General features: G+C 54.1%; 1 pseudogene. It reads right to left on the reverse strand.

The annotated features are described in order from the left end of the window. Window positions 1–50: 50 nt before the first annotated feature. Window positions 51–510 (reverse strand): annotated as a pseudogene (locus tag ACSQ3F_RS29340) (IS6 family transposase); the annotation flags it as partial.

Here is a 510-nt window from a genome sequence, read left to right on the forward strand (position 1 = left end):
GCATCGTAAACTTAACGACCGAGGGCAAATCTGTCCGAAGCGTTTGCTTTTCAAAGAGCCTGAAGGCCGATATCGTTCCACATTTGCATGGCTCTGTTTCGCAGCTCGCGATGGTGAGCTGATGAGATATCGTGGCGGGGGATGTAGAAAAGATTGGCGATCGGATCGTGGATGGAAGCGAAACGCTGAAGCTGTCGCGCGGACTTGAAACGTTTCATGATCCGCTCCGCCTTCGGATCGGTTGATGCGAATTCTCCGCCCGGTTGTTCAAGCCTTTGTGAGAGCGATGATCGACGCCGGTCATGATGTCACGCTTGGCCGCGCCGTAAGATCTCAGCTTGTCGGTGATCATGACACGAGGCGGGCCGCCTTGTTCCTTCAATAACTTTTTCATCAACCGCTTGGCAGCTTTGGCATTGCGGCGGGACTGCACCAGAACGTCGAGAACGAAACCGTCTTGATCAACGGCCCGCCACAGCCAATGTTTCTTTCCAAGGATGGTGATGACGG

Source organism: Pararhizobium sp. LjRoot238, assembly GCF_964252955.1.
GTDB lineage: Bacteria > Pseudomonadota > Alphaproteobacteria > Rhizobiales > Rhizobiaceae > Pararhizobium.